The sequence below is a fragment of the Vibrio sp. R10-SF1-ISO8 genome (assembly GCF_059833805.1).
Window position 1 is genome coordinate 263,368 of record NZ_JCBDHL010000018.1, and the last position, 25,342, is coordinate 288,709.

Annotated in this window: 25 protein-coding genes; 2 read left to right on the plus strand and 23 right to left on the minus strand. The window is 45.4% G+C overall.

The window, feature by feature from the left end:
* Window positions 1-9: 9 nt before the first annotated feature.
* The 22 genes from ccmI to sixA form a co-directional block, all read right to left on the minus strand.
* Entirely contained in the window at window positions 10-1,227 is a 1,218-nt protein-coding gene (ccmI, locus tag AC6R00_RS14515) for a c-type cytochrome biogenesis protein CcmI (RefSeq protein WP_500640873.1), read from the minus strand.
* Window positions 1,227-1,712 (minus strand): cytochrome c-type biogenesis protein, encoded by a 486-nt coding sequence (locus AC6R00_RS14520; RefSeq protein WP_500640874.1) that lies wholly within the window; start codon window positions 1,710-1,712, stop codon window positions 1,227-1,229. The genes ccmI and AC6R00_RS14520 overlap by 1 nt, the downstream gene beginning before the upstream one ends.
* Entirely contained in the window at window positions 1,709-2,263 is a 555-nt protein-coding gene (locus AC6R00_RS14525) for a DsbE family thiol:disulfide interchange protein (RefSeq protein ID WP_239851930.1), read from the minus strand. Before AC6R00_RS14525 ends, AC6R00_RS14520 begins: the two co-directional genes overlap by 4 nt.
* Window positions 2,263-4,221, minus strand: coding sequence for a heme lyase CcmF/NrfE family subunit (locus AC6R00_RS14530; protein ID WP_500640875.1), 1,959 nt, complete (start codon window positions 4,219-4,221; stop codon window positions 2,263-2,265). The genes AC6R00_RS14525 and AC6R00_RS14530 overlap by 1 nt, the downstream gene beginning before the upstream one ends.
* The gene (gene ccmE / locus AC6R00_RS14535; RefSeq protein WP_500640876.1) at window positions 4,218-4,703 is read right to left on the minus strand and encodes a cytochrome c maturation protein CcmE; all 486 of its coding nucleotides are present in this window, start codon (window positions 4,701-4,703) and stop codon (window positions 4,218-4,220) included. The genes AC6R00_RS14530 and ccmE overlap by 4 nt, the downstream gene beginning before the upstream one ends.
* Complete coding sequence (gene ccmD, locus AC6R00_RS14540; protein WP_004748648.1) at window positions 4,700-4,906, minus strand: heme exporter protein CcmD; 207 nt, start codon at window positions 4,904-4,906, stop codon at window positions 4,700-4,702. Before ccmD ends, ccmE begins: the two co-directional genes overlap by 4 nt.
* A 2-nt stretch (window positions 4,907-4,908) precedes the next feature.
* Window positions 4,909-5,661: a heme ABC transporter permease gene (locus AC6R00_RS14545; protein WP_500640877.1), complete on the minus strand. Its 753-nt coding sequence runs from the start codon at window positions 5,659-5,661 to the stop codon at window positions 4,909-4,911.
* Between the two features lie 103 nt (window positions 5,662-5,764).
* Window positions 5,765-6,433: a heme exporter protein CcmB gene (gene ccmB, locus AC6R00_RS14550; protein ID WP_004748646.1), complete on the minus strand. Its 669-nt coding sequence runs from the start codon at window positions 6,431-6,433 to the stop codon at window positions 5,765-5,767.
* Window positions 6,434-6,435: 2 nt separating this feature from the next.
* Window positions 6,436-7,056, minus strand: coding sequence for a cytochrome c biogenesis heme-transporting ATPase CcmA (gene ccmA / locus AC6R00_RS14555; protein ID WP_500640878.1), 621 nt, complete (start codon window positions 7,054-7,056; stop codon window positions 6,436-6,438).
* A gap of 192 nt (window positions 7,057-7,248) precedes the next feature.
* Window positions 7,249-7,740, minus strand: a complete 492-nt coding sequence (locus tag AC6R00_RS14560; RefSeq protein WP_500640879.1) for a DUF2802 domain-containing protein — start codon at window positions 7,738-7,740, stop codon at window positions 7,249-7,251.
* The gene (locus AC6R00_RS14565) at window positions 7,740-8,234 is read right to left on the minus strand and encodes a chemotaxis protein CheW (RefSeq protein ID WP_004413313.1); all 495 of its coding nucleotides are present in this window, start codon (window positions 8,232-8,234) and stop codon (window positions 7,740-7,742) included. Before AC6R00_RS14565 ends, AC6R00_RS14560 begins: the two co-directional genes overlap by 1 nt.
* Window positions 8,235-8,271: 37 nt before the next feature.
* Window positions 8,272-9,267, minus strand: coding sequence for a chemotaxis protein CheW (locus AC6R00_RS14570; RefSeq protein ID WP_500640880.1), 996 nt, complete (start codon window positions 9,265-9,267; stop codon window positions 8,272-8,274).
* Window positions 9,260-10,036, minus strand: coding sequence for a ParA family protein (locus AC6R00_RS14575; protein WP_500640881.1), 777 nt, complete (start codon window positions 10,034-10,036; stop codon window positions 9,260-9,262). The genes AC6R00_RS14570 and AC6R00_RS14575 overlap by 8 nt, the downstream gene beginning before the upstream one ends.
* A gap of 9 nt (window positions 10,037-10,045) precedes the next feature.
* Complete coding sequence (locus tag AC6R00_RS14580; protein ID WP_500640882.1) at window positions 10,046-11,167, minus strand: protein-glutamate methylesterase/protein-glutamine glutaminase; 1,122 nt, start codon at window positions 11,165-11,167, stop codon at window positions 10,046-10,048.
* Between the two features lie 24 nt (window positions 11,168-11,191).
* A complete protein-coding gene (locus tag AC6R00_RS14585) occupies window positions 11,192-13,435 on the minus strand; it encodes a chemotaxis protein CheA (RefSeq protein ID WP_500640883.1) in 2,244 nt (747 codons plus the stop codon).
* A gap of 9 nt (window positions 13,436-13,444) precedes the next feature.
* Window positions 13,445-14,164 (minus strand): protein phosphatase CheZ, encoded by a 720-nt coding sequence (locus tag AC6R00_RS14590; protein ID WP_500640884.1) that lies wholly within the window; start codon window positions 14,162-14,164, stop codon window positions 13,445-13,447.
* Window positions 14,165-14,203: 39 nt separating this feature from the next.
* Window positions 14,204-14,572 (minus strand): chemotaxis response regulator CheY, encoded by a 369-nt coding sequence (gene cheY, locus AC6R00_RS14595; RefSeq protein ID WP_006879571.1) that lies wholly within the window; start codon window positions 14,570-14,572, stop codon window positions 14,204-14,206.
* 45 nt (window positions 14,573-14,617) lie between these two features.
* A complete protein-coding gene (locus tag AC6R00_RS14600) occupies window positions 14,618-15,352 on the minus strand; it encodes an RNA polymerase sigma factor FliA (protein ID WP_500640885.1) in 735 nt (244 codons plus the stop codon).
* Window positions 15,345-16,232: a MinD/ParA family protein gene (locus AC6R00_RS14605; protein WP_038197399.1), complete on the minus strand. Its 888-nt coding sequence runs from the start codon at window positions 16,230-16,232 to the stop codon at window positions 15,345-15,347. The genes AC6R00_RS14600 and AC6R00_RS14605 overlap by 8 nt, the downstream gene beginning before the upstream one ends.
* A 13-nt stretch (window positions 16,233-16,245) precedes the next feature.
* Window positions 16,246-17,724 carry a flagellar biosynthesis GTPase FlhF gene (gene flhF / locus AC6R00_RS14610; RefSeq protein ID WP_500640886.1) on the minus strand — a complete coding sequence of 493 codons (1,479 nt, stop codon included), beginning with the start codon at window positions 17,722-17,724 and terminating at the stop codon, window positions 16,246-16,248.
* A 29-nt stretch (window positions 17,725-17,753) separates the two neighbouring features.
* Window positions 17,754-19,847: a flagellar biosynthesis protein FlhA gene (flhA, locus tag AC6R00_RS14615; RefSeq protein ID WP_500640887.1), complete on the minus strand. Its 2,094-nt coding sequence runs from the start codon at window positions 19,845-19,847 to the stop codon at window positions 17,754-17,756.
* A gap of 156 nt (window positions 19,848-20,003) precedes the next feature.
* Entirely contained in the window at window positions 20,004-20,468 is a 465-nt protein-coding gene (gene sixA / locus AC6R00_RS14620; protein ID WP_500640888.1) for a phosphohistidine phosphatase SixA, read from the minus strand.
* Window positions 20,469-20,774: 306 nt separating this feature from the next.
* Here sixA and AC6R00_RS14625 point away from each other — a divergent pair, with 306 nt between their 5' ends.
* Window positions 20,775-23,549 carry an insulinase family protein gene (locus AC6R00_RS14625; RefSeq protein ID WP_500640889.1) on the plus strand — a complete coding sequence of 925 codons (2,775 nt, stop codon included), beginning with the start codon at window positions 20,775-20,777 and terminating at the stop codon, window positions 23,547-23,549.
* Window positions 23,550-23,570: 21 nt separating this feature from the next.
* Here the strand turns inward: AC6R00_RS14625 and AC6R00_RS14630 are convergent, their stop codons facing one another.
* Window positions 23,571-24,170 (minus strand): VOC family protein, encoded by a 600-nt coding sequence (locus tag AC6R00_RS14630; protein ID WP_500640890.1) that lies wholly within the window; start codon window positions 24,168-24,170, stop codon window positions 23,571-23,573.
* A 228-nt stretch (window positions 24,171-24,398) separates the two neighbouring features.
* On the opposite strand from AC6R00_RS14630, the gene AC6R00_RS14635 reads away from it, so the two are divergent.
* Window positions 24,399-25,037: a TIGR04219 family outer membrane beta-barrel protein gene (locus AC6R00_RS14635; RefSeq protein ID WP_500640891.1), complete on the plus strand. Its 639-nt coding sequence runs from the start codon at window positions 24,399-24,401 to the stop codon at window positions 25,035-25,037.
* The last annotated feature ends 305 nt before the right edge of the window (window positions 25,038-25,342 follow it).

Consider the following 25,342-nt stretch of genomic DNA (forward strand, 5'->3'; position numbering starts at 1 on the left):
CAATAACTATTAATATTGACTATCAATCATAACTTCAACTGGTTCGCCTATTCTAACGGCTTCGCTCTCACCAAACCAGTCCCCTTGTTTGGTTGCAACGTTACCATCACTGTCTATACGTACGCGCACCATTAAAGATTCAAGAGAAGAGAGCTTTCTGCCTTCAAGCATACTATTGCCATCATCTAAGACAACGGTACGTGGAAAAGTTCCTAGCGGGTATCTCGCTGCTGCTACTGGCATTGGTGAACCATCAGCTGTATGAACAGAAACAATTAACGATGAGTTAGGATCTGCGTTAACGGCGTCGCCTAAAGAGATAGTGACTGGGACTGATTTTCCAGTTCCTACCTGTTGACCCATCTGCTTCTGCGCATTTTCGATGCTTCTTGACAGCATTTCATAACGGCTATCTTTCGGGCCAATCATCTGCTGCATGATACTCCAGTAACGAACCGCTGCAGGATAATCTTTTCGCTCATAAGCATCAAATGCCAAAAGTGAGAATACTCGCAGATCAACATAATCTTGCTGTACTAGCTGACCTAGTAAACGACGAGCCTTATCTTGATCGGTATCGTCTTGCGATAGCATCAGCGCTTGGGCGTAGCCCAACATGACATCAGGGTTGTCTGACTCAAGGTTGTAGGCCTTCTTCATCGCACCCACTGCGGTACCGACATCACGGTTAGCCAATGCAATACGGCCTAATAGCAACCAACCCGTTGAGTCATCAGGCTGATAGTGAAGACGTGTACGCAGCGCTAAAGTCAAATCCTGCATTTCATCTTCACTAAGAGCCGCCCCTTCCGGTGACATCAGCTTCTTAGATAGTGCAGGTAAGTTAGCACTAACTTCCTGCCACTGCTGCACATCTTCAGACGCACCAAATTTGAAGTACAAGCCGTAAGACAGACCAATGACAAGTAGCGTTGAAGGTACAAGCACAGCCATTGCAGAGATGCTGCTCTCTTGCTTTTTCTGCTCTTGGTTTGGAATATCATCAAGCAGCGACTGTTTAAGATCGTCGATTAACTCTTGTTGGTCTTCAACTAAACCTTCATCTGTCTCTTCTTCGAGCTCTTCTAAGCGATCCTTGTAAAACGCTTTATTGAGTTCGTCACGAAGCTGCTCGTCGTTGTTTGATTTCTTCTTGATAAAAGGTAGTGCAATCAGCAAAACACTCACTGCGACTAGAATGACAGAAGCTATCCAAAATAGTGTCATTACTGCTTTTCTCCATCATTCTTTTCATCAAGCAACGCTTTTAAACGTGCTTCTTTTTCTGAATCCCACTGCTGTTCGTCGTCTTCTATAACGTCTACTTTGCGTTTACGACTACGAACTAAGATAAATCCAAACCCAAAAAGCACGACAGCAATCGGACCAATCCATAAGATGGATGTCGCAATCGTAAATGGCGGATTGTAGGTAACAAAGTTGCCGTAGCGAGCAATCATATAATCAATGATCTCTTGCTTTGATTTACCCTCTTTGGTCATTTCATAGACTTTCTGACGCAAATCGACCGCTAGTTCAGCGTTGGAATCAGCAATGGTGTTATTCTGACATTTCGGGCAGCGTAACGTATCTCCAAGTTCTTTGAACTGAAGCTCTTGCTCCAAAGAGTCGAACTCGTGAATTTCAATCGCGGCATGCGCTGACATTGCAAAACTTAAGCTTGCAACTAGCGCAATCATCCATTTCTTCATGATTTCGCCTCCGCTAGCATCGCTTCGTACATCGGCTTAAGCTTCTCATTCCAGTTACGGTCGTTAACATCACCAACGTGACGGTAGCGAATAATGCCATTGGCATCGATAAGGAAGGTCTCTGGCGCGCCATAAACACCCAGGTCTAGCCCCAGCATGCCATTTCCATCGAATAAACTGATCAGGTAAGGATTACCAAGGTCCGTCAGCCAACCGACTGCTTTATCACGTTGATCTTTGTAGTTCAGGCCAATAATTTTGACGCCTTGGCCTGCTAGCTCATTAAGATATTGATGCTCGGCATAACAAGTCGGACACCAGGTCGCCCAAACGTTAAGCAAGAGCGGTTCACCTTTAAAGATCGCTTGGTCGTAAAGCTTACCCGGTTCTGCTAAGTCTTCTAAACGAAACTCAGGCACCTCTTTACCAACTAATACGGACTCAAGTTTCGTTGGATCGTCACCATGTTGGTTTTTAATCAGCTGGGTCGCAAAGACTGCGACCAAGCCTAAAAATGCCACTAAGGGGATAAATAAAAACTTCTTATTCATTATGCCTCCTGCTTCTTAGCACTTTTTCTAAAACGGTAGCGCTTGTCACTGATTGCGATTGCACCGCCGAGTGCCATCAACAATGACCCAGCCCAAATCCAGCGAACAAACGGTTTGTGGTAAATACGCACCGCCCATGATTTGTTGTCATCAAGGCGCTCACCCATTGCAATGTACAAGTCACGAGTGACACCACGGTCAATGGCCGCTTCTGTCATCATAGAACGCGCTGTGGTGTAGAAACGTTTCTCTGCATGCAGGGTGTTGATGTATTTGCCATCTCGCGTGATCTTAAAGTCCGCGATGTAACCATCATAGTTTGGACCATCTTTGTCACGAAGACCTTCAAAATGGAAATCGTAGCCTTGAATCTGGATATGTTCACCTGGCGCTAAACGAACATCACGCTCGATACTGTAGTTTTGCACCATCGCAATGCCAATAACACTCACCGCTAAACCTAGGTGGCCTAACATCATTGCCCAGTGGCTGCGTTGTAGCTTTTTAACACCTTCCATAAATGGATGACGGTGGGTCGCGCGCTCGTACAATTCAAAAGCGTGTAAGCAGATAATCCACAGAGACATTACCCAACCTAGGTAAGCCATAAATAGGAAGTGTTCAGAGAAGATAGTCACAAACACACCCGCCAATACCAGTGAGATAACCCCTGAAATTAGCATTGGCTTCTTAAGCGCTGATAGGTTGTCACGCTTCCAACGGATAAGCGGACCGATACCTAATAGGAATGCAAATGGGATCATTAACCACGCAAATAGCATGTCAAAGAATGGCGCACCGATGGATACGGAGCCTAAACCAATCTGCTTGTGTACAAGAGGTAGAAGTGTACCAACTAGCACTACCACAAGCGCAGCAATCAACAGAACGTTGTTAGCCAGCAACGCGTTTTCACGTGACACCAGGTCAAAATTACCACGCACTCTTACCGACGCACCTTTCAGTGCAAACAGAAGTAATGAGCCGCCAATAACAAAGACTAAGAAGCCAAGGATAAACATGCCTCGCGATGGGTCTGAAGCAAACGCGTGTACCGATACTAGAATACCTGAACGTACTAGGAAGGTACCTAATAAACTTAGCGAGAATGCGGAGATAGCTAATAGTACCGTCCACGCTTTAAACGTACCGCGTTTTTCGGTTACCGCTAAAGAGTGCATCAAGGCGGTACCCGCCAACCAAGGCATAAATGAGGCGTTTTCTACTGGATCCCAGAACCACCAGCCGCCCCAGCCAAGCTCGTAATACGCCCACCAAGAACCAAGCGCGATACCTAAGGTGAGGAATAACCAAGCTGCGGTTGTCCAAGGACGAGACCAGCGCGCCCATGCAGTATCTAAACGACCTGTCATTAAAGAAGCGATTGCAAATGAGAAAGCAACCGAGAAGCCAACATAGCCCATGTAAAGCATTGGTGGGTGAATGATTAAGCCCGGGTCTTGAAGCAGTGGGTTTAAATCACGACCATCAACTGGGAAGAATGGTAAGGTACGCAAGAATGGGTTCGACGTTAGGATGATAAACAGTAGGAAACCGACTGTGATCATACCCATAACCGCTAGAACACGTGCGACAGATTCTTGTGGCATACCACGACTGAATGTCGCAACCGCTACCGTCCATGCTGCTTGGATCAATACCCAAAGTAGCAATGAGCCTTCATGCGCGCCCCAAACTGCGGTTAAGCGGTAATACCACGGCAACTGGCTGTTAGAGTTGCTTGCAACATAGTTGAGCGTGAAGTCGTTGGTATAAAAAGCCCAAAGCAGAATTGCAAATGAAACCGCTAGTAGTAAGAACATGCCCCAAGACAAAGGTCTGGCGCTGTTCATCAGTAAAGTATTGTTTTTGGATGCACCAACCAACGGCAGAATACTTAGCAATACTGCTAATGCCAGTGAGATGATCAGTGCAAAGTGACCAATTTCAGCAATCATTGACCGCTTCCTTGTTTTTGTTGTTCTGTGTATTGCAATGCTTCATGGGTTTTCTTCATTGCTTCTGCGATTTCTGGAGGCATGTACTCTTCATCGTGCTTAGCCAATACTTCAAAGGCTTCAACTGTCGTCGCATCTTTTAACACGCCTTGAGCGACAATACCCTGCCCTTCACGGAACAAATCTGGAAGAATACCGTCGTAAACAATCGTTACTGTTGGACCGACATCATGCAAATCGAACGATACACGTAGGGACTCTGAGTCGCGTTTAACTGAGCCAACCACAACCATACCACCGATACGAAGGCGCTGACCGACTTCAGGTTTAGTACCATCAGGTTTACCGTTCACAAGCTCTGTCGGGGTGTAGAAAAGATCCATATTTTGATTCAGTGCATATAGCATCAAACCGATTGTGGCACTGATACCGATAAAGATCGCAAGAACAATGCCGAGCCTCTTTTTACGTCTTGGGTTCATAATGTGTTCTCCAAATTTTTCGCCGCATCAATTCGCGCTTGTCTGTCTATTTTCGCTTGTACTTCACCGAGTAGAGATTGACCTCTTCTCACACTCAATACCAATAAGACAATCATCACACCGAACGTGACACCAAATGCTGTCCAGACATAACCGGCATAGCCGCCCATGGCAAAGAAATCACTCAAAGATTCAAAATGCATGTTTAACTCCCTCTCTGAGACTTATCTGCTGCTAACTTGATCACCCAAGGGCGATGACTCTCTTTGCTAATAATTTCGTTACGGAAACGAATCATGGTGACCGAGGCAAAGAAGAAAGCAAATCCAAAAATGTTCATTAGCAAAGGCCACAACATATTGCTTGAGATAGATGGTTTCTCAAATTTTGTAATCGTTGCGCCTTGGTGAAGAGTGTTCCACCACTCTACAGAGAAGTGAATGATAGGTAAGTTCACCACACCGACGATTGCCAAAATACCCGCCGCTTTTGCTGCTGTTTTTTGGTCGTCAAACGCATGGTAAAGAGCAATAACACCCAAGTAGAGGAAAAGAAGAATAAGTTCAGAAGTTAAACGCGCATCCCATACCCACCATGTACCCCACATTGGTTTACCCCAGATCGCGCCAGTTAGTAGCGCAATAAAGGTGTAGACCGCACCAATAGGTGCCATGGCAGACGCTGCCATATCTGACAAACGAACTTGCCAAACGATACCAATGAAAGCTGCGATAGCCATAGACATATAAACGCCCATAGACCAAATAGCAGAAGGCACATGGATATAGATAATTCGAAAGCTATCACCTTGCTGATAATCAGAAGGTGCGAAAGCTAATCCCCATACTGTGCCGACGGTTAAACACACCAGCGCCAGTACAGAGAACCAGGGCAAAAGCTTACCGCAAAGCTGGTAGGCTGATTCGGGCTTGGCATAAGGATGGAGCCATTTCCACATCGTCGTTCTCACTCTTACTTCAAGTTCATTTAACTTTTTCGTTAAACAATTATTAGTTTTGTAATTTATATAAAGGGGAATTTTCGTGCTTGATCAAAAACAACTAATTGACACTTACTCGTAGTGCAGCACTAATTGCAAACGGCGTGAGAGTCATTGCTCCCATAAACATCGCACCTAGAATTGCTAACTGCCCGTTGTACGCCATTCCCAGTGACGCAGCATCAATGGCCGACGTCGCAAAAATCAAAATTGGAATGTAAAGCGGCAAAACGAGCAGGCTGAGCAACACGCCCCCTTTTTGTAACCCTACTGTCAGTGCAACACCAATAGCCCCAATAAAGCTGAGCGTTGGTGTGCCGACAAGTAGCGTCAGTACCACCGCTAACCAAGTATTGAAGTCTAGAGACAGCAAAATGGAGAGTAGTGGGCTAATCAGAATTAATGGCAAACCAGTTAAAAGCCAATGTGCAATCACCTTTGAAATAACCACAACAGGCAAAGGGACAGGCATCAGCATCATTTGCTCCAGTGCGCCATCTTGAAAGTCATCACGGAACAGACGCTCAAGAGACAGTAAAGCAGAAAGTAACGCAGCGACCCACACAATCCCTGCTGCGATCCTCGCTAGCAGATTAGGCTCTGGACCAATACTTAATGGAAACAGCGTAATAACAATAATAAAAAACCACAGAGGGTTAAAAATATCGGCTTGGCGACGAAAGGCAATCAACAGCTCGCGTCTTATAATACTATTTATGGTGCCGAGCATGATCAGTTACCTAGTTTAATTTTTCTGAGTTTAGGGTTATCTGCAAACATATCTTGGTGTGTAGTAAGCATGACAATACCACCGTTCTCTGCATGCTGGAGAAACAGCGACTCGAGCACTTTCACACCTTGTTTATCAATTGCAGTCAAAGGCTCGTCAAGAATCCACAATTTGTGAGTACTTAGCCACAAACGCGCTAAAGCGACTCGACGTTGTTGCCCTGCTGATAACTGAGCCACTGGCACGTCTTCACGACCAGCAAGTCCTACCTTAGTTAGTGCGTTATAAATGGTTTGCTTATCGACAGGCTCACGCGAATGGATGCTTAAATAGAAGCGCAGATTTTCGTAAGCCGTAAGCTCACGTTTCACACCCGTTTGGTGACCTAGGAAAAGTAGGTCTTGGTGAAAAGCATCTCGGTTAGATTCAATGTTCTCGCCGTTCCAATAGATCTCTCCATTATCGCGATCACCTAATCCGGTGATAATACGCAGTAACGTTGTCTTACCTGTTCCGTTGCGTCCTTCGACTTGAACTAATTCACCAGAATCTATGGTAAAAGAGAGGGATTCAAAGAGAATTCTTTCATCTCTTATTGCTGTCAGTTGAGATACTTCTAACATTTGCAGTCACTAGATAAACTTCGAGCTAGTATCTTACCACAGCCTATTCCTCTCAAAATAGAATTAGACCTATACGAATCACGAAACTAAGTAAGAATCTGTTAATATTCAAACATAAATCTTAGTAACTACCACTAAATGGTTACATTCGGATATAAAAAAAGTGCCCTAAGGCACTTTTTATGCAAACCATCATTTGGCGCTTCTTTTTTTTGCTGCAAACTTTTGCCGCTGTGGGCGAGTTTCAAGAGGGGGGACTTTCTCTTTTCCAGAGATTTTGTTTTGCAAAGACATCATCAGCTCAGCTTCAGCTTTCGGTAGCTCACATTCCTCAATAAGCTCGTTAACATCGGCTCCTAGCTGAACCATTTTACTTGCTCTTGAGTATAAGCGGCCATCGCTATCCGCTTGTTCTAGTTCTGTAATCCGCTCATTTAAGTGCTGAATAATATCTTGCTGTTCACTGACTCTTTGACCAAGCCCAACCACAACTGAGCGTACTTCGAGTAGCTGCTTGTTAGCTTTTTGTAGCTCTTTGTCGAGATGACGATTTTGCTGGCGTAAATGCTCTGCTGAACGCACTTGACCGCGTTTAAGTCTAAACAGCGCTAAGCAGATAAACAGAAAAACTAACGCTATTGCTCCAGCCATAACTGGAGCACTGGTCATCCAACTACTGTCCATTATAGGTGAGCCATCTCATCCCATTCTTCATCAGTCAGTAGCTTGTTAAGATCAACCAAAATAAGTAGCTTACCATCACGGTTGCTAACACCTTGGATAAACTTAGCACTCTCATCTGTACCAACACTTGGTGTGGTATCGATTTCTGAAGAACGTAGGTAAACCACTTCAGCAACACTGTCGACTAGGATACCAATCACTTGGTGCTCAGATTCAATCACGATGATACGAGTATTATCCGTGATTTCACCTTCCATCAAACCAAAGCGCGAGCGTGTATCAATAACCGTCACAACATTACCACGCAGGTTGATAATACCGAGTACGTAGTCTGGTGCTCCTGGTACTGGCGCAATCTCAGTGTAACGAAGTACTTCTCGCACCTGCATTACATTGATGCCATAGGTTTCTTCTTCTAACTGGAACGTCACCCACTGAAGCACTTCGTCGTTAGACTGCTCTTTTCTTACTTCTACTTCATTTGTTTGAGACATACCTTATCCTCTCCAAGCCTAAATCGGCACAAATGTTCTATTTATCTAATGCTTTAACATCAAGTCCTGCATTAAGCATAGCTATCAATGCTTCAACGTGGATCAAAGCACACATTTTTTCTTTTACCATACCAGCAAGCCAAGGGCGTTTCCCTGCCGTTTCTCGCCAGCGTACCATTTCTGGATTTAAAGCTTCAGTACCCATGAGCTGTGTTGAAGCTAAGCCCCACATGCTTGCGCCTAGCATTACTATATATTGGTACTGCTCTTTGTAACTGTCGTCTTGTAGCTTCTCAGCCATCACCCATTTTGCAGTGTCTACGACATCCAATTGCGCCTCACGGCTGGTCTGTAACCCTAAATACCAATCAGGACGGCCAATTAAATGGTTTAGCTCGGCTATTCTATGAATACCCCCAAGCTCATCAAGCGGGACCGCAAAAGTCACGCTATTGACATCAAAATAGAGCACTTGAAAATCAACATCTCGTTGCGTTGAATGCCAAACACCAAGCTCGCTGCCACCTGCCTGTGTTTCAAGGCTCTGCTCAGTTTCAATGCTGGTGTCAACTGCGACGTCTGGCCCAGAAATCACTGGTTCAGCGACAACTTCATCAAGGTCGGGCACATCAACCTTAAATTCAGGTTCTTCAACTACCCACTCTTGAATCTCTTCTTCTTCAACGGCAATTTCTGTCTGAACTTGAGCAATATCAGCCGTGTTTTGCTCCATCACCTCTTCAAGCTCGAGCTCAGCAACCGGGTTAGTGTTTTCTAACTGCTCTAAAAGACGCTCAACATCTTCTAGATTTGGCACCTCGACTTCTTCAGTTGGAAGCTGGTAATAGCTTTTTTCTTCCACTGATTGAACCATCGGCTCTAAAGCAACTTCGTCAAGTTCTGGTTCTGACACAACAGACAATTCTGGAGTGTGAGTCTGTTCTGTTGCATCCGCCTCGATAGAGTCTTCCAACAATGCTGAAAAGTAGTCATCTAACGCTTGTTCACTTGAGAGCGAAGAGTGGCTAGTCATCAATCGCTAACCTCTCTAGGTAAATTAACAGTTGCTTGTATGCAAATACACCGCGGCTACCCGAAGCAAAGTGAGAAACGGGTAGATGCTTCAGACTTGCATCCCTAAACTTGGTATCTATCGGGACTGCTGACGACCATACTTGACTTGGATAATCTTTCTTAAGCTGTTGCAAAGTCTGTAACGACGCGCGCGTACGCTTGTCGTACATCGTCGGAACAATCGTTACATTAAATGACTTATTGCGTGACTTTTGCATTATTGCCAAGGTGCGAATCATTCGCTCAAGTCCCTTCATGGCTAGGAATTCAGTCTGAACAGGGATCAGTATTCTGTCACTTGCCGCTAGCGCGTTGACCATCATGACACCAAGAATGGGAGGGCAATCGATCAAGACGTAATCGTAACGCTCTTTGATCGCCAAAAGTGCACGTTTAAGGATTAATCCCATGCCACTTCGATTTCCCATAACACGATCTAACGTCGCTAGTGACATATGCGCCGGAATCAAATCGATACCTTCGATATCAGATTGCATTACAAGCGGCATGACCATTTGTGCGGTGTACTCCTTAAGTTGGAATAAGTCGAACAGACTCGCAGGCACACCGTCGGAGTCATACCCAAGATAAGTCGTTAACGATGCATGAGGGTCGGTATCCACCAGTAAAACACGCTTACCTTGCTTACTTAGCAATCCTGCTAAAGTAATTGTTGTCGTGGTTTTTCCAACCCCACCTTTTTGGTTCGCGATGCTCCAAACAATCATGGGTTACCTCTATGCTAGACCGACTTCGACTAACATACGTTCAGCAATTCTTTCTAGCGGTAGATCCTCTGTTGAGATACCCGCTTTAGCAACCGCTTGAGGCATGCCATAAACAACGCAGCTTTCTTCGTCCTGAGCCCAAATGGTAGAGCCCGCTCCCTTCAGCATACGAGCACCTTCACGACCATCAGCTCCCATACCTGTCAGCACCATAGACAGTACCTGATCAGAATAGATTTTAGCCGCGCTACCAAAAGTAACATCGACACATGGCTTGTAGTTCATGCGTTCGCCGCCATCAATAATGCGCAGTTTCGCAGAGCCTGGACGGCCGTCAATCATCATCTGCTTACCACCCGGAGCTAAATAAGCCACACCAGGTTTCAATGGGTCACCATCTTCAGCCTCTTTCACTTGAATCTTACAAAGTGAGTTCAAACGACTGGCAAATGCTGCCGTAAACGTTGCTGGCATGTGCTGAATCAGCACAATAGGATGAGGATAATTAGCAGGTAGCTTAGTGAGTATTTTCTGCAGTGCAACTGGCCCACCCGTCGACGTTCCAATAGCGGTTAACTGGTACTTTTTGCCACTCGATTTAAAACGCGTCGCCACAGAAGGCTTAGCTACAGGGGCCGCTGTCGCGGGACGAAGTGACGAACGAGCTGTAGTAGGTTGAGCCGCTGGCTTACTAGGCGCTGCTGGCTTTGGCATACTACGGCGCATCATTGCACGCTTTGATGCAATTTGGATCACACGCTGCTGAAGCAAGGTTACTGCCTCATCACGATTGCGCGCTATGTCCTCAAATTTCTTTGGCAAAAAGTCCAAAGCGCCTGCATCGAGAGCATCCAGTGTTGCCTTCGCCCCGTCATGGGTTAGCGAAGAAAACATCAAGATCGGTACAGGACTTTTCGCCATAATCTCACGAACGGCAGTAATACCGTCCATGACTGGCATTTCGATATCCATGGTGATGACATCAGGCTTGATTCGTAATGCTTTATCTACAGCTTCCTTACCATTGGTCGCAACATCAATAACTTCTAAACGAGCTTCAGAGTTAATGATTTCGCTCACTCGGCGACGGAAAAAACTCGAATCATCTACAACTAATACTTTGATCGCCATATTTGTCCTTCTATATTTCGCGATTTAGATTCGAGAAGCAGCGGCATACTGCTTAAGCAAATCTGGCACATCTAGGATCAAGGCGATATGACCATCACTCGTAATAGTCGCACCCGCCATACCTGGTGTACCTTGTAGCAAGTTATCTAGCGGCTTAATCACCACCTCTTCTTGACCAATCAGTGTATTCACTACAAAGCCAACACGTTGGCTACCAATCTGCACAATCACAACATGACCATGACCTTTACGCAGCTCAACTTGACCGGCTTGAGGCGCTAGCCAGTTTTGTAGATAGAACAATGGGATCGACTTTTCACGTACGATGATGGTCAGTTGGCCATCAACAACATTAGTACGGCTTAGGTCTAAGTGGAAAATCTCGTTCACACTTGCCAATGGAAGTGCAAATGGGTGTCCAGCAACACCAACCATTAGCGTTGGCAATATCGCGAGTGTCAACGGTACCTTGATGGTGATCTTGGTCCCTTTACCCATTTCAGAGTCAATATCGATTGAACCGTTTAAGGTGTTGATCGCTGTTTTAACAACGTCCATACCTACACCACGTCCTGAGATATCTGAAATTTGCTCTTTACTAGAGAAGCCTGGCATGAAGATAAGATTGAAACACTCTTTATCTGTCAGTCGAGAAGCAGCATCTTCATCCATGATGCCACGTTTGACCGCAATGCCACGCAGCTTATCTGGGTCCATACCGCCACCATCATCAACGATAGCAAGTTCAATATGGTCACCTTCTTGCGATGCAGAAAGAATTACTTTACCTGTTTTGGATTTACCCGCAGCAACACGAGCGTCAGGCATTTCAATACCGTGGTCAACCGAGTTACGAACCAAGTGAATCAATGGATCGGCTAACGCTTCAACCAAGTTTTTATCAAGGTCAGTATCTTCACCACGCATTTCAAGATTAATGTCTTTTTTCAAGCTGCGAGCGAGATCTCGTACAACGCGAGGGAAGCGACCAAATACCTTTTTGATCGGCTGCATACGCGTTTTCATAACCGCGCCTTGAAGATCCGCAGTGACGACATCTAGGTTAGCAACCGCTTTCGACATTTCTTCATCGTTGCTGTTTAACCCCAAGCTAAGCAGTCGATTTCGAACCAGTACAAGCTCACCAACCATATTCATGATTGTATCGAGCGTTGAAGTATCAACACGTACCGTCGCTTCCGCTTGTGGCTTCTTAGCTTGCGCGGCTGGAACCGCTGCTTCTTTCTTCGCTGGCGGCTTAGGTTCTTCTTTAGGCACAGCCTTAGCCACTGGGGCTGGTTTTGGTGCAGGAGCAGCCTTAGGTTCAGGAGGTGGAGGCGTAGGGTTTGCTGCCGCAGGCTTAGTTGCTGCATCTAGCTCTTCAATAGAAGGACCTTTGCCCGACCCATGAAGATCATCGAGCAGTTTTTCGAACTCTTCATCAGTCATTAAATCACTGTCACCAGCGCCCGCTGCTGGAGCAGGAGCCGAAGGTGCTGACGCCGCGGGAGCCGCAGGTGATACTGGTGCAACATCGCCTTTGCCAGGACCTTGCCCTGTGCCATGGAGTTCATCTAACAGCTTTTCAAATTCATCATCAGTGATATCACCGCTCATATCTCCACCGGCGGCGGGTGCAGGTGGCGGTGGTGTCGCGGCGGCAGGAGCGGCTTCGCTTGAAGCAGCTCCAGGCGCACTACCTGAACCATGTAGCTCATCAAGCAATTTTTCAAATTCGTCTTGAGTAATTTCATCAATTGAGCCTGCAGAAACTTCCGCTTGAGGCGCTTCAACAGGTGCTGGCTCTTCGATAACAGGTTCTTCAGCCACAGGAGCGTCTACCGCTGCTGGAGCATCTGCCACGACTTCATCTTCAGACTCAGGTTTGCACAGTCGATGCAACTCATCCAAAAGAGACTGTTCGGCCAGAGGAAGGGGTTCACGATCTTGAACGGCTTGGAACTGCTCATTAACCGTATCAAGCGCTTGAAGCATGGTATCCATCAGGCCAGCGGTGACGGAACGTTGTCCATTACGCAAGATATCGAACACGTTTTCTGCACCATGACAGGTATCAACAAGTTCTGTTAACGCAAGGAAGCCCGCACCACCTTTCACCGTGTGGAAACCACGGAAAATGGCATTGAGGAGATCTTTGTCTTCAGGATTATTTTCCAGCTCGACCAACTGCTCTGAGAGAAGTTCCAAAATCTCCCCTGCTTCGACTAAAAAGTCCTGTAGGATGTCTTCGTCTAAATCGTAGCTCATATGTTACCTCTAAAACCCAAGACTTGAGAGTAAGTCGTCGACTTCGTCTTGTGATGAAACGGCATCATCCCTTTCTTGAGGGTTAAGGATTGGACCTTCAGGGTCCGTCGATGCTTTGTTCTTGTTATTCGTGCTTTCTTCCAGTTGACTCGAACCAAACGCTGTTAGTATTTCGACTAACCTACCTTCGACTTCGTCGACTAAGGTAATCACGCGACGGATGATTTGACCGGTCAGATCTTGAAAGTCTTGAGCCATTAGAATCTCGGTCAATTGCCCGCGAAGCTCAGAGCTGTCTCCTTCAACCTCACCGAGTAGATCATCGATGCGATGACAGAGCGCTTTAAACTCTGCGAGTTCAATTCGACCATGCATAAGTTCATTCCACTGTGGGCGAACTTGCAGCAGCCCTTCATGGAGGTTATCCGCAATAGGCATACAGCGATCGACTGCATCCATGGTTTTATTTGCTGCAACCTCAGTTTTGTCAATGACGTATTGGAGGCGATCCCTTGCATCTGGGATTTCGTCATTGGCAATTTCACTCATACGGTCATCCATGCTGAAATGTTTAATTGACTCATGTAAGTCACGAGTCAACTCTCCAATTTCTTGAAACATTGGATTCGTGTCGCTTTGGTAGATGTCTTTAACAAGAAGATCCGCTTCCTGTTGCTGACCAGCTTCCAACATCTCTACGAGTTGCTTTGCCTGTTCTAATGAAATCATTCTGAATTGGCCTTTAGCGCCTTAAGTCAATACCTTGACTTATAAACGTTCAAAAATTTTGTCTAGTTTTTCTTTTAGTGTTGCTGCAGTGAATGGTTTTACGATGTAACCATTGACACCCGCTTGCGCAGCTTCGATGATCTGCTCGCGTTTTGCTTCTGCAGTAATCATCAATACTGGAAGATGCTTAAGCTCATCGTCTGCTCGAATATGCTTTAGAAGGTCAATACCTTGCATGCCTGGCATATTCCAGTCTGTCACGACGAAGTCGAACTCCCCTTTTTTGAGCATAGGTAACGCCGTTAAGCCATCATCCGCTTCTTGTGTATTGTTGAACCCAAGGTCGCGAAGTAAGTTCTTAACAATACGGCGCATTGTTGAAAAGTCGTCAACAATAAGGATTTTCATGTTTTTATTCAAAATTGCCTCCACTGAGTTCGAGATCAGTGATGTTTACTCATTATTTGTCCAAGCACTTAACTTTGTGCGTAGACGCTGCATTGACTGGCTTAGTATTTGGCTAACGCGTGACTCGCTAACACCAATCACCTCACCGATTTCTTTTAAGTTTAACTCTTCATCATAATAAAGCGAAAGTACTAGAGCTTCACGTTCTGGAAGCGATTTAATTGAATCTACTAGCGCTTTTCGGAAAAACTCATCTGCTACACCTTGGAATGGAAGGTTCTCTTTATCAGTATCTTCGGGTGAAATCGCATCTTCTGAAACGCCCAGATCTTCGATACCGACCAAACGGGAGCAGTTAATATCTGTTAAAATTGTATGGTATTGATCAAGGCTAATCCCTAAATGCTGTGCAACTTCTGCATCCGTTGGGTCTCTATTAAGTAAACCCTCTAGAGTCGATATAGCCTGACTAACCTCACGATTATGTTTATGAACAGAACGAGGTACCCAATCCCCTCGACGTATATCGTCAAGCATAGCACCTCGGATACGAATGCCAGCATACGTTTCAAAACTCGCGCCTTTGCTACCATCGTAGTTCTTTTGCGCTTCGAGCAATCCGATCATGCCCGCTTGAATAAGGTCTTCTACTTGGACACTAGGTGGCAGACGCCCTAGCAAATGGTGAGCAATACGCTTCACCAACACCGAGTATTTCTCTAAAAATGCTCGTTGGCCATCTTGATTCGCATACTGTTCATAGGTCAAAGCCTTATTCACCAAATGGTTCCTCTAGCATCTCAGGTCTATTTAGTAAGCGTTCTACAAAAAACTCAAGATGTCCACTCGGTGTTTTCGGAATTGGCCATGTCAGCGCTTTATTCGCTAAGGAGCCAATTGCGAGAGCCGCCGGAGATCTTGGGAACGCGTCTACAACAATCTTTTGTTTCTTAACAGATTGTCTAACTTTATCATCCAACGGAATACATGCTACGAGCTCTAGGCTCACATTCAAGAATCGCTCTGTGACCAAGGTCAACTTTGCGAACAATTCTCTGCCTTCACGATAGCTTCTGACCATATTTGCAACGATTTTAAAACGTTGCACCTGATGTTCTTTGCTTAACAACTTAATTAAAGCATATGCATCAGTGATTGACGTAGGTTCGTCACAAACTACTACGACAACATCTTGCGCAGCTCGAGAAAAACTCACCACCATGTCTGAAATACCCGCCGCCGTATCAATCAGCAGAACGTCCATTTCATCTTCTAAACTGCCAAACGCCCGGATCAAGCCAATATGCTGAGCGTGCGAAAGCTCGGTCATCGACTGGGTTCCGGATGTCGCAGGAATGATCCTAATGCCATGCGGACCTTCTACAATCGCATCTTTAAGCTCACATTCACCCGCAAGCACATGGCCTAGGTTACGCTTTGGCCGAATACCGAGCATTACATCGACATTGGCCAGTCCCAAATCGGCATCTAACACCATGACTTTTTTGCCCTGGCGCGCCATTGAGATAGCCATACCCAACGTTACGTTTGATTTACCAACACCGCCTTTACCACCAGTTACAGAAATAACCTTGGTTAATGATGGCTGTGTTAAGCGGCGTAGTCCGCTTGCTTGGTCTTGTATCATATCTTTAGTCATAATCGTCCGCCGCCTAGAACCTCTCAGCTTCACTATTCCAGTAGTGAGGTTCGTCATCTGTCGACTTCTCTAATAATTCGTTTGCTTTAGCGACCATGTACTTCGGTTGCGCTATTACAATATCTTCCGGAACTCGTTGTCCATTCGCTATGTAAGCAACGGGCAGAGAATTCTGTACAACTACACTGACAAACTCACCGAGACTTAGCGATTCATCCAGTTTAGTCATAATGCACCCTGATAACGGTATGCGCTTAAAGTGGTCAATGGTCTCTTGCAGTACTTTTCGTTGCGCCGTTGCAGGCAAAACCAAGTAGCTGTGAATCATTTCTCCACTTTCATGCATAAGCGTATCTAATTGTTCAGACAACCTTACATCACGCTGTCCCATACCTGCGGTATCAACCAGAATTAGACGACGATTTCTTAATTGATATATTACATCGGCTAACTCATTGGAATCTTTAGCGACTTTTACAGGACATCCCATAATTCTTCCGTAAATCGCCAATTGCTCGTGGGCACCAATACGATATGTATCTGTCGAAACCAGTGCCACATTGTCTGATCCGTACTCCATTGCAGCGCGCGCCGCCAGCTTTGCAACTGTTGTAGTTTTACCCACGCCAGTTGGGCCTAACAGTGCAACCACACCACCACGCTTTAAGATGTCTTGACGGGAAATAGGAATCTGGTCCGAAACTAAACCAAGCAGCGCTTTCCACGCTTTAGTTGGTGGCGTATCTTCAGGAATATAGCACGCGAGCTGATCAGCAAGGTCTGAAGAGACTCCCATACGTTCAAGGCGTTTAATCAACATGGCACGTAAAGGCTCACGGCGCTCTACCTCTTGCCACATTAAGCCTGACACTTGATGTTCTAGAAGCTGACGAATAGAAGTCATCTCTTCTTTCATCTCTTCTAGGTCTTCATTCGATACTGAAGGGTCTTCGCGGCGTTGACGCTCATAACGAGTCGGATCAAGTTTGGCTGCTGGCCTTTCTACTCGTCGATCTTCTGCGATCAAACGCGCTAACGGTGAATCTTCTTTAATCTGGACGTTTTCACGAGATTGGTCTCGCGTTGCCGATTGCCTTTTGAGTAAGGCTGATAATGAATCTGGATTGTCATCTCGTTCCTGCTGTGAGTCGTCTGCGCCATTGCTATACTGCTTAAGCATGTTGGCAAAACGCTTGGTCATAGAACGACCAGAATCCGCTTGGGACTGCAAGCTTACACGGTCATCATCCAATGCACGTTGGTTTGGTGTAGGAATACTTGCAGGTGCCTGTCGAGTGTTATTATGGCGAGGGCTGGAGTTATAACCGTTGCTTTGACGCTGCGCTCCTTCAGCCCCATCAACAGCAGCGACAATTTCTACACCACCTGCGACTTTTTTATTTGACATGATCACCGCGTCATCGCCTAACTCCCCTTTCACTTGGAGTAAGGCGGTACGCATATCCTTGGCAAAAAATCGTTTAATCTTCAAATTAAGTACCGTATATCAACGCATTAGACCTAGTTTCCGACAGCCTGAACAATGCGAATTTGTTTCTCGTCAGGGACTTCTTGATAAGAGAGAACTCTTAGTGAAGGAATCGTGTTCTTAACAAATTTAGCGAGTGTAGAACGCAGCACGCCAGATGTCAGAAGCACCGCAGGTTCACCTTTTAGCTCTTGCTCTTGAGTTGCTTGGCTCAATGATGATTGTAGTCGCTCTGCTAAGCCTGGCTCAATTCCCGCAGATTCCCCGCCAGAAGCCTGCATTGTCTGATGCAATATTTGTTCCAGTTCTGGAATGAGAGTTATCACTGGCAATTCAGGCTCTATCCCATTGATTTCTTGAACAATTAATCGTTTAAGCGAAATACGAACCGCAGCGGTGAGAATGTCGGGTTCTTGACTCTTACTTGAGTACTCTGACAAGGTTTGAACAATAGTTCGGATATCTCGGATCGGAACGGCTTCATTAAGCAGGTTTTGCAGCACTTTCACCACTACACCCAATTGAAGCTGATCTGGCACAAAGCTTTCCACCAACTTAGGCGTGCTTCGACCCAGCATTTCAAGCAGATTTTGAACTTCTTCATGGCCGATAAGCTGAGAAGCATTGTTGGTCAACAATTGGCTTAAATGAGTAGCCAGTACCGTCGATGAATCCACTACGGTATAGCCAAGCGCCTGTGCATGCTCTCGTTGCTCTTCGCGAATCCAAACCGCTTCTAGGCCGAACGCAGGGTCGATTGTCGGTTCGCCTTCAATCATCCCATAGACCTGTCCCGGGTTAATGGCGAGTTCCATATCAGGTCGAATTTCTGCTTCACCAACCGCAACGCCCATTAAAGTAATACGATAGCTATTGGGGGTAAGCTCTAGATTATCGCGAATATGGACTGCTGGAATTAAGAATCCGAAATCTTGCGATAGTTTTTTACGTACCCCTTTGACACGCTCCAACAACTCGCCACCTTGATCTTTATCAACCAGAGGGATAAGTCGATAGCCCACTTCTAAACCGATGATATCGACCGGCTGAACGTCGTCCCAAGAAAGCTCTTTGGGTGTCGCCGTTTCTTGTTCGGTTGTTGCAGGAGTACTCGGTTGCTCTGCTGCTTTCTTCTGTTTGCGGTAGATCCAGTAAGCCCCGCCACCAGCGATAATCGCTAGCAGCAAGAACGCAAAATGTGGCATTCCAGGGACTAACCCCATTACACCGAGGATGCCAGCAGTGATCATCAAGGCTTTAGGATTGTCGAACATTTGGAAGACAACCTGCTGCCCCATATCTTCATCAGTATTTTGGCGAGTCACCATGATCGCCGCACCGATTGAAAGTAGTAACGACGGAATTTGAGCAACTAAGCCATCACCAATCGTCAACAAGGTGTAGATTTGAAGCGCTTCTTGAAAACCTAGGTCATACTGCGCCATACCGATGGATAGGCCACCGATAATGTTGATAAATAGGATCAAGATACCGGCGATCGCATCACCTTTTACGAATTTTGACGCACCATCCATTGAACCGTAGAAGTCAGCTTCTTTGGTGACTTCTTGGCGGCGAGTTCTTGCTTGGTCTTGGTCAATCAACCCAGCATTTAAATCGGCATCAATCGCCATCTGTTTGCCCGGTAAGGCGTCTAAGGTAAAACGTGCGCTTACTTCAGAAATACGACCTGCACCTTTGGTCACAACCATGAAGTTAATGATCATCAAGATCATAAAGACCACGAGACCAACCGCGTAGTTTCCACCAATCACGACGCTACCAAACGCTTCGATTACTTTACCAGCCGCGCCTGAACCTTCATGACCATAAAGTAGTACAACACGCGTTGACGCTACGTTTAACGCCAATCGCAAAAGTGTCGAAATCAGGAGTACAGTAGGAAACGCTGCAAAATCGAGTGGTCTGCGGGTATATACCGTCACCAATAGGACAACCATCGCCAAAGCGATATTGAAGGTAAAGAATAAGTCGAGCAAAAATGCTGGAATTGGCAAGATGACCATTGCCAATGTAGCCAGTACCATGACTGGCGCGCCAATAGCTGGCATCGCTCTTTGAGGAATTGATGGTAACTTGTCCGCAAACGGCAAAGAAAACTTCATAGTTGAGTAGCTACAATAGTCGGAAAAAAGAAGAACTTGGACTAGTTATGCAATATCTAGTCCAGCTACTCTGTCAAATTAATGGCTGAGCGACGATTAAGCGTAGGAACATAGGATTAGCAGGAACGTCGTCTTGATCCCTGCTAAACGCTGCAGTTACGGTTGAATATTGAAGGCGATCTCACCAGACCTTTTTTCCGGCGAATATTCAATGCATGTTAAACCAGAAGTTGGAAACATAGGTGGGTGAATGTCAGTGACAAACTCAGCAGTCAGATAGCCGACTAATGGAAGATGCGACACTAATAAGATAGTTTCGTATTGATGAACATCGATAAGCGCGGATACGTAATCCGCGACCTGCTCGGATTCACCGTAGGGTGTAATGTCTTCACATGTTTCGACTTGCTCAGATTGAAAACAGCTCGATATTTCTCGCCAAGTTTGCTGAGCACGAACATAAGGGCTAACTAACACTTTATCGAACTGTGAAAAACCTCTATCTGCACAAGCGCGGGCTACGGCAACAGAGGCACTTCTACCATTTTGAGTGAGCTCTCTTTCAGCATCTGATTGGGCAAAATGCTCGGCTTCTCCATGACGCATGATGAAAATTTTCATGGCATATTCCTAATACTATCCACTGTGGTTTTATGCGGATTATTGTTGTCTCACTGTTTATTCACAGCGTAATTATTATTGAGCGGAAAATTCTGAAACCGCTAAATTTTCGTTGAACTGTAAATAATTATATCAATTCTTTGAACAAAGACGCTGACTTTCTTAACACTATTTAAAGTCAAAATGTTAACTATCATTAATCCATTTTGCTCATATTTCTCAAACAGATAGTTTGCAGTCGCTCATATCCGAGTCATAATTACTCTATTGTCTATAAGACCACTTCATAAGTTCGGAGAGTGTATTGTGCACATTAGTCCAAATGATACGAACCAGTACCGTTACCTCACCTTAGCTAACGGTGTACAGGTTTTACTAATTCACGATCACAGTGCGCAAAAGTCCGCAGCTGCGTTGGCAGTGAATGTTGGTCACTTCGACGACCCCACCGATAGAGAAGGTCTCGCCCACTACTTAGAGCACATGTTATTTTTGGGCACAGAAAAGTACCCTAAAGTTGGCGAGTTTCAAAACTATATTAACCAACACGGCGGTAGCAATAACGCATGGACTGGCACGGAACACACATGTTTCTTTTTTGATGTCTCTCCTAGCGCCTTTGAACAAAGCCTCGATCGTTTTAGTCAGTTTTTTACCGCGCCTCTTTTTAACCCAGAGGCGCTAGATAAAGAACGTCAAGCGGTTGAATCTGAATACAAGCTAAAACTTAATGATGACTCTAGAAGGCTGTACCAAGTCCATAAAGAGTTGGTTAACCCTGCCCATCCTTTTAGCAAGTTTTCGGTCGGTAATTTAGAGACTTTAGCTGATAGAAATGGGCAATCGATTCGAGATGAGATCGTCAACTTCCATTATGAACAGTACTCCGCCGACTTAATGACGCTCACAATGATTGGTCCTCAAGAGCTAGATGAGTTAGAAGCGTGGTGCCATGAAAAATTCTCGGCGATTCCTAATCATGAGCTATCAGGAAAATGTATCACTGCGCCGTACACCGACAATCAATCGACTTCTATCTTGGTCAATGTCGAACCTGTAAAAGAGATACGTAAACTCATACTAACCTTCCCAATGCCAAGTATGGATGAACACTATCAGTCTAAACCTTTGTCCTACTTTGCCCATCTACTCGGCTACGAAGGTGCAGGAAGTTTGATGCTGGTGCTAAAAGATAAAGGCTGGATTACCTCTTTATCTGCTGGAGGCGGGACAAGTGGCAGTAATTATCGCGAGTTTACAATCAGTTGTGCGCTCACCCCTCTTGGCCTTGACTACATAGACGATATTACTCAAGCGGTATTTAGTTATATCTCTTTAATCGCACAAAGCGGATTAGATGAATGGCGTTACCTAGAAAAGCAAGCCGTTCTAGAATCTGCATTTCGCTTCCAAGAACCCACTCGCCCTCTCGATCTGGTAAGTCACTTGGTTGTCAACATGCAGCACTATCAAGAGCAAGACATCGTTTACGGTGATTTCATGATGGAGCACTACGATGAGGTGCTGCTTAAATCACTACTTGAATATTTTTCACCGACGAATTTACGTACGACGCTGGTCGCGCATGGCTATGAATACGATAAAACGGCCAATTGGTACTTCACACCCTACTCAGTGACAGAGTTTACTCAGCATCAAATTGAACACTATCTTCAGCCAAGTCCACTAGTGTTTAAACTACCAGAGAAAAATCCTTTCATTTGCTACGACCTTGACCCTAAAGAGCTAGAGATTTCGCACGCGACCCCTCAAGTGTTGGAAGAGTTACCAGGTTTTAAACTGTGGCATTTACAAGATGATGAGTTTCGCGTACCAAAAGGCGTCGTTTACATCGCGATAGATAGCCCACATGCCGTCGAAAACCCTCGAAACATCGTCAAGACGCGCCTTTGCGTAGAGATGTTTTTGGATAGCTTAGCTGCTGATACCTATCAAGCAGAGATCGCAGGGATGGGCTACAACATGTACGCCCATCAAGGTGGAGTGACGCTCACTATTTCAGGGTTTAGCCAAAAACAACCCGAGTTAATGAAACAGATCCTTGAGAGGTTTGCCAAGCGTGAATTCAGTAGCCAGCGATTTAACACCATCAAACAGCAGCTGCTAAGGAACTGGCGTAACTCCGCCCAAGATCGTCCAATTTCACAGCTTTTCAATGCACTTACGGGCATTTTACAGCCAAACAACCCTCCTTACTCAGTCTTAGTTGAAGCCTTAGAGTCGATAGAAGTGGACGAGTTAGCCAGTTTTGTCGACGCAATTCTGGCCGAGTTACACGTCGAAATGTTTGTCTATGGTGATTGGACGAGAGCTGATGCACTGTCACTTGGCAACACGCTCAAAGATGCATTGAGAGTCCAAAACCAGCAATATGAAGAAGCTTTGCGTCCCCTTATCATGCTTGGCAAAAATGGTTCATTCCAGAGAGAGGTCTTCTGCGATCAAGAAGATTCGGCCACCGTGCTGTACTACCAATGTGATGACACCAGCCCAAAGAGCATCGCTTTGTACTCTTTAGCTAACCACTTGATGTCTGCAACTTTCTTCCACGAGATCCGGACCAAGCAGCAACTTGGTTATATGGTCGGTACGGGGAACCTACCGTTGAATAGACACCCAGGGATTGCGCTTTATGTTCAATCGCCTAATGCGGCACCAATCGACCTTATCAGTTCCATTGACGAGTTCCTCAACGCCTTTTATATGGTGCTACTCGAGCTGAATGAGTACCAGTGGCATAGTAGTAAACGAGGGCTGTGGAACCAAATCTCTACCCCAGATACTACCTTACGCGGACGCGCTCAACGCTTATGGGTGGCTATTGGCAATAAGGATACAGAATTCAACCAGAGAGAAGTGGTGCTAGAAGAGCTTAAGGCGTTAACCCGCACAGACATGATTCGTTTTGTGGTTAACGAACTTAAACCGCGAACAGCAAATCGCCTCATTATGCATACTCAAGGTAATGCGCATCATGAGTCGGAGCGGCTAAATCTTGGTTTGGAGATAGGCTCAATTGAAGAGTTTCAATTGAGACCTAAAGATATCGAACTCGGTTAACTGCTGTCTAACCTTGTAGTCTTAAGCGGCTTGCTCAGACTCAATAATCTTTTTCAATGAATGGGGGTGAAGCTTAATGCACACCCCTTGCCATTTGAATGCCACCGTTGGGTTGTTCAAACGCTCACCTTCTCCTTTCGGGCTTGAGAGCTTGGTTTTGATACCAAGTTCTGGCAGCCTCTCCCACTGAGCCGCAAATTCAGGGAATTGGTTCTGTAGATCAGCTAGGTAATCATCTGCGGTTTGCGCCATTGAAGGCACCACAAACTCTACGTGCTCCCAGCCCTGTTTCGGGTAAATTTTCCCTTCTGCTGGATAAGGTAATTCTAAACACTCAAAACTCCAGCCATGGCTCTCAAGAGGCTTATCGAACGCGATAACCACGATAGGTCGGCCATTAATCTGCGCTTGTGAGATAACTTGCCCATATTCTTGCCACTCCTGATGAGCTTGTTTAGCTAGATCCTGCTCATTAATGCGCATTGCAATATGATCGGCTTGATATTTAGACAAGTCTAATCCGAGCTTGTCAGCGAGAGTTTTGATTTGAGAAATGAACTCAGGCAGGGTTTGCTGCATTTGCGATGGCAAAAGAGTAGCTTGCTGTAATTGGCTAGTCATCGAACTGTCCTTTATGTACTAATGTGCGAATGTTACCGTCGAATTTTGCCTAGTACCAGCGAAGACATAATTCAAACGCCCAGCCACTTATATTCCTTACATGATGGTTGATAGTAAAACCATATGGTTCGACGTAAAACAATGACATTATCCGGACTTTAAAAGCCGCGAATACTGCTATATTGCGCGCCGTTTATTTTAATCATCTATCAGTAAGGGATCATTATCATGTCTTTTAAGAAAACTCTTCTGGGCACCAGCCTAGTCCTTTCTGCTTTAACTCCATTTGCGGCCTTATCTGCACCTGGTGATACGTTTGAAATTAAAGGCGGCTACGATTACTGGTCAGGTAAATCCAAAGTAAATGATGTTAACGCAGATAAGCGTCGTACTCAGAACTCTTATTACGTCGGCTTTGAACACTTCGTTCCGTTAATTCCTAATGCAAAAATCCGCTCAACAAACGTAAAGTCTGACAACTCTGACCTATCTTATCGACAAGTAGACTACATCGCTTACTATCGTTTAATTGATACCAATATGCTCGGTCTCGATTTCGGCCTAAACATGCAGCATTTTTCTGGCGTGAAAGACAACGATTGGCAACCTGCCCTTTACGGTGACGTAGAGTTTACTATCCCGGCAACACCGATCACCCTGTACTCTACTGCTTCCGCGGGTAAATATGATGGTACACGAACGTTTGACGGTGAGGCTGGTGCGAAATGGACCATAGGAATGGGCCCACTTGATTTAGGCCTAAAAGCAGGTTACCGAATTATGGACAACGAGTTTAAACATAAAGCGACGAAGGACACTAGCTTCCGTATGGACGGCTACTACCTTGGTGCAGAGCTAAAGTTTTAGTCACTGAACTAAACTAAAAAATCCGCTAAAGACGGCACTTTTGTAGCCGTCTTTTTCGTTCATGTGCTCCAACGAATTAAAACATGGGCAATTAATATGCAGAAACTCGCTTAAACCATGAATTTTATGCATAAAATCAAACCGTTCGCGTTTGGTTCGTAACCCAGTTCTTTACGATTTGAGCAGTCATTCCTCTTGAATGATTTAGTCAAAACGTTATTTTTTTCCTAATAGTAACAAGATCATCAGGAAAAGTAGTAAATTTCCCAGTTCACTCCCTATAAGAGAAGCAATAAAGTTGCTAT

Bases quoted from the DNA above. Each gene is read 5' to 3' on its own strand.
- AC6R00_RS14565 (WP_004413313.1), bottom strand. From the start codon at position 8,234: ATGTCTCAAACAAATGAAGTAGAAGTAAGAAAAGAGCAGTCTAACGAC.
- AC6R00_RS14580 (WP_500640882.1), bottom strand. From the start codon at position 11,167: ATGGCGATCAAAGTATTAGTTGTAGATGATTCGAGTTTTTTCCGTCGC.
- ccmB (WP_004748646.1), bottom strand. From the start codon at position 6,433: ATGCTCGGCACCATAAATAGTATTATAAGACGCGAGCTGTTGATTGCC.
- AC6R00_RS14520 (WP_500640874.1), bottom strand. From the start codon at position 1,712: ATGAAGAAATGGATGATTGCGCTAGTTGCAAGCTTAAGTTTTGCAATG.
- AC6R00_RS14545 (WP_500640877.1), bottom strand. From the start codon at position 5,661: ATGTGGAAATGGCTCCATCCTTATGCCAAGCCCGAATCAGCCTACCAG.
- AC6R00_RS14575 (WP_500640881.1), bottom strand. From the start codon at position 10,036: ATGATTGTTTGGAGCATCGCGAACCAAAAAGGTGGGGTTGGAAAAACC.
- AC6R00_RS14525 (WP_239851930.1), bottom strand. From the start codon at position 2,263: ATGAATAAGAAGTTTTTATTTATCCCCTTAGTGGCATTTTTAGGCTTG.
- cheY (WP_006879571.1), bottom strand. From the start codon at position 14,572: ATGAAAATCCTTATTGTTGACGACTTTTCAACAATGCGCCGTATTGTT.
- AC6R00_RS14570 (WP_500640880.1), bottom strand. From the start codon at position 9,267: ATGACTAGCCACTCTTCGCTCTCAAGTGAACAAGCGTTAGATGACTAC.
- flhA (WP_500640887.1), bottom strand. From the start codon at position 19,847: ATGAAGTTTTCTTTGCCGTTTGCGGACAAGTTACCATCAATTCCTCAA.
- AC6R00_RS14630 (WP_500640890.1), bottom strand. From the start codon at position 24,170: ATGACTAGCCAATTACAGCAAGCTACTCTTTTGCCATCGCAAATGCAG.
- AC6R00_RS14605 (WP_038197399.1), bottom strand. From the start codon at position 16,232: ATGACTAAAGATATGATACAAGACCAAGCAAGCGGACTACGCCGCTTA.
- sixA (WP_500640888.1), bottom strand. From the start codon at position 20,468: ATGAAAATTTTCATCATGCGTCATGGAGAAGCCGAGCATTTTGCCCAA.
- AC6R00_RS14590 (WP_500640884.1), bottom strand. From the start codon at position 14,164: ATGATTTCATTAGAACAGGCAAAGCAACTCGTAGAGATGTTGGAAGCT.
- ccmE (WP_500640876.1), bottom strand. From the start codon at position 4,703: ATGAACCCAAGACGTAAAAAGAGGCTCGGCATTGTTCTTGCGATCTTT.
- AC6R00_RS14530 (WP_500640875.1), bottom strand. From the start codon at position 4,221: ATGATTGCTGAAATTGGTCACTTTGCACTGATCATCTCACTGGCATTA.
- AC6R00_RS14560 (WP_500640879.1), bottom strand. From the start codon at position 7,740: ATGGACAGTAGTTGGATGACCAGTGCTCCAGTTATGGCTGGAGCAATA.
- AC6R00_RS14585 (WP_500640883.1), bottom strand. From the start codon at position 13,435: ATGAGCTACGATTTAGACGAAGACATCCTACAGGACTTTTTAGTCGAA.
- AC6R00_RS14635 (WP_500640891.1), top strand. From the start codon at position 24,399: ATGTCTTTTAAGAAAACTCTTCTGGGCACCAGCCTAGTCCTTTCTGCT.
- ccmD (WP_004748648.1), bottom strand. From the start codon at position 4,906: ATGCATTTTGAATCTTTGAGTGATTTCTTTGCCATGGGCGGCTATGCC.
- ccmI (WP_500640873.1), bottom strand. From the start codon at position 1,227: ATGACACTATTTTGGATAGCTTCTGTCATTCTAGTCGCAGTGAGTGTT.
- ccmA (WP_500640878.1), bottom strand. From the start codon at position 7,056: ATGTTAGAAGTATCTCAACTGACAGCAATAAGAGATGAAAGAATTCTC.